The sequence below is a fragment of the Streptomyces sp. AcH 505 genome, assembly GCF_000818175.1.
Lineage (GTDB): Bacteria > Actinomycetota > Actinomycetes > Streptomycetales > Streptomycetaceae > Streptomyces.
The window spans coordinates 6,621,259-6,623,946 of sequence record NZ_JTIY01000001.1 but is presented as its reverse complement, the minus strand read 5'-3'; the positions used below and the strand labels follow the sequence as shown (position 1 = coordinate 6,623,946).

Genomic DNA, 2,688 nt, shown 5'->3' with positions numbered 1-2,688 from the left:
TCGCGACGGCCGCCGGCCGCTCACCGGCCGATCTCGACCTGGCGGTACGAGCCTGGCGCCTCGGCGGCGCGCCCGCGCTCGCGGTGCTCGACGGCACGTGGACGCCGAGCCCGGAGGCCTTGGCGCGGGCCCGTGCGGTTCTCGAATCGGCCTGGGAGGACGGCGAGCGTCCGGCGCTGCGCCCCGCACAGGCCGGCCGCTGGACCGTGACCGGCACCGGGATCGAGGTGCAGCTGCGCCTCGCCCAGGACGGGCGGTGGTGGCCGTACCGCAAGGAGCGTGGCCGGTGGGCCCCGGCAGGCCCCGCGGAACACGATCCGGCGGCGGCGCTGGCGCTCCCGGCGGACTTCCCCGCCCCGTCACCTCACCGTACGGTGAGCGCGCCACGCGGAACCGGCGGCGGCACACCCGTGAGACAGGAGCGGCACACCGATGAGTGACCCGAGGATCCTGACCGTGCGTCCCGAGAAGGGCGACTACGCCTGGACGTTCGGCGGCGTCGCACCCGTCGCGCGCATCACCCCCGGCACGGTCCTCGACCTGTTCACCGAGGACTGCTTCGCCGGCCGGGTGCGGTCGGTGAACGATCTGGTGTCCGAGGTGTGCGAGTTCCCCTTCCTCAATCCGCAGACCGGTCCCTTCCATGTGGAGGGCGCGGAGCCGGGCGACACCCTGGCCGTGCACTTCGTCTCGATCCAGCCGGCCCGCGACTGGGCCGCGTCCACGACCGTCCCGCTGTTCGGCGCGCTCACCTCGACCCATACGACGGCGACGCTCCAGCCGCCGCTGCCCGAGGTGGTCTGGATGTGGCAGCTCGACCGGGCGCGTGGCACGTGCCTGTTCAGCGCGCGCGACAGCGACATCGAGATCGAACTGCCGATGGACCCGATGCACGGCACGGTCGGCGTGGCGCCGGCCAATCTGGAGGTGCGCTCGGCGCTGGTCCCCGACGCGCACGGCGGCAACATGGACACCCCTGAGATGCGCGCGGGGGTGACGTGTTACCTCGGGGTCAACGTGGAGGGCGCGATGCTGAGCCTCGGCGACGGCCATGCCCGCCAGGGCGAGGGCGAGACCTGCGGGGTCGCCGTGGAGTGCGCCATGAACTCCGTGGTGATCGTGGAACTCCTCAAGGGCGTCACGACCCCTTGGCCGCGCATCGAGTCGGACACGCACATCATGTCGACGGGTTCCGCCCGCCCGCTGGAGGACGCGTTCCGGGTCTCCCAACTGGACCTGATCCAATGGCTGGTGCGCGACTACGGGCTGTCCGAACTGGACGCGTACCAGCTGCTCTCGCAGGTCGGCGAGGCGCCGATCGCCAATGTCTGCGACACCAACTACACCTGTGTGGCGAAGATCCGCAAGGAATGGCTGCCCGCAGGGGAGCCGCATCGCGGTCTGCACCGGCACCTGCGGGAGACGGCGACGGTGCTCGGCGGCGCGTGAACCCTTGCCCCAGTTCGTCCCCGGGGTGACGATGGGCCCAGGTGGCGCGTGGCCGGGGAGGCCGAGTTGACCGACACATGGGTGGCGTTGGAGGCGGGAGCCGATCCGGCGCGGCGGCGCGGGGCGCTGGGCAGGGCGTACGAGTCCTTCGCGACCGCCGGCCGCGTCGAGGGGCCCGTACGGACCGTGGTCGCCGACTCCTGGCAGCGCTCGACCCGCGCGCACGTCAGCCCCGAGGGCACGGCGCGGGTGGAGCTGTCCGACGACGAGCTGGCCGCGTACCGCGACGCCCATCCGCTGGCCCGGGTGATGCCGCTGTTCCGCGAGCTGATGGGCGCCTACGCCATGGACGGCGAACACCTCATCGCCGTGTGCGACGCGTACGGCCGCCTGCTGTGGGTCGAAGGACACGCGGCGACCCGGCGGCAGGCGGGGCGGATGAACTTCGTGCCGGGGGCCCGCTGGGCGGAGACGGCGGCGGGCACCAACGCGCCGGGGACCGCGATCGCCGTCGACCGGCCCGTACAGGTCTTCGCCTCCGAGCACTTCCTGCGGCCCGTGCACCGCTGGACCTGCGCCGCGGCGCCCGTACACGACCCGCACACCGGACGGCTGCTGGGCGCCGTCGACATCACCGGCGGCGACCGGCTGGCCCATCCGCACAGTCTCGCGTTCGTCGGCGCGGTCGCACGGGCCGCCGAGTCCCAGCTCGCCCTGCTCGCGCCCGCCCCCGCGACCGGGTGCGTCCAGTTGTCGGCGCTCGGCAGGGACGAGGCGCTGCTGATGGCCTCGGGCGTCAAACTGCGGCTGAGCCGCCGGCACAGCGAGATCCTGACCTTGCTCGCGCGCAGGCCCGACGGTGTCGCCGGGGACGAGCTGCTGGTGGAGCTGTACGAGGACGAGTCGGTCACGCCGGTCACACTGCGGGCCGAGTTGTCCCGGCTGCGCGCCCTGCTCGGTCCCGGGCTGCTGCGCTCCCGCCCGTACCGGCTGACGGCGCCCGTCGAAAGCGACTTCGCGGCCGTGGCCCGGCTGCTGGCGTCCGGCGCCGTGACCGCGGCGATGAGCGCGTACGCGGGGCCGCTGCTGCCCGGCTCGCAGGCGCCGACGGTGGTACGGCTGCGCCGCCGGCTCGCGGACCAGCTCCGGGCCGCGCTGATCGCGCGCGGGGATCCCGGGCTGCTGGCGGACTGGGCGTACAGCCCCTGGGGCGAGGAGGACCTGCCGGTGTGGCAGGGG

General features: G+C 74.0%; 2 protein-coding genes and 1 pseudogene. All 3 read left to right on the top strand.

Annotated features, from left to right (window positions below):
- Positions 1 to 440: pseudogene (locus HY68_RS29035) on the top strand (hypothetical protein); the annotation flags it as partial.
- On the top strand, positions 433 to 1,449 hold the full coding sequence (locus HY68_RS29030; protein ID WP_041994401.1) for an acetamidase/formamidase family protein: 1,017 nt from the start codon (positions 433 to 435) through the stop codon (positions 1,447 to 1,449). The pseudogene HY68_RS29035 and the gene HY68_RS29030, both read left to right, overlap by 8 nt.
- Before the next feature lie 66 nt (positions 1,450 to 1,515).
- Positions 1,516 to 2,688, top strand: a 1,173-nt coding sequence (locus tag HY68_RS29025; RefSeq protein ID WP_041997500.1) for a GAF domain-containing protein, incomplete at its 3' end; no start/stop codon positions are given.

Bases quoted from the DNA above. Each gene is read 5' to 3' on its own strand.
- HY68_RS29030 (WP_041994401.1), top strand. From the start codon at position 433: ATGAGTGACCCGAGGATCCTGACCGTGCGTCCCGAGAAGGGCGACTAC.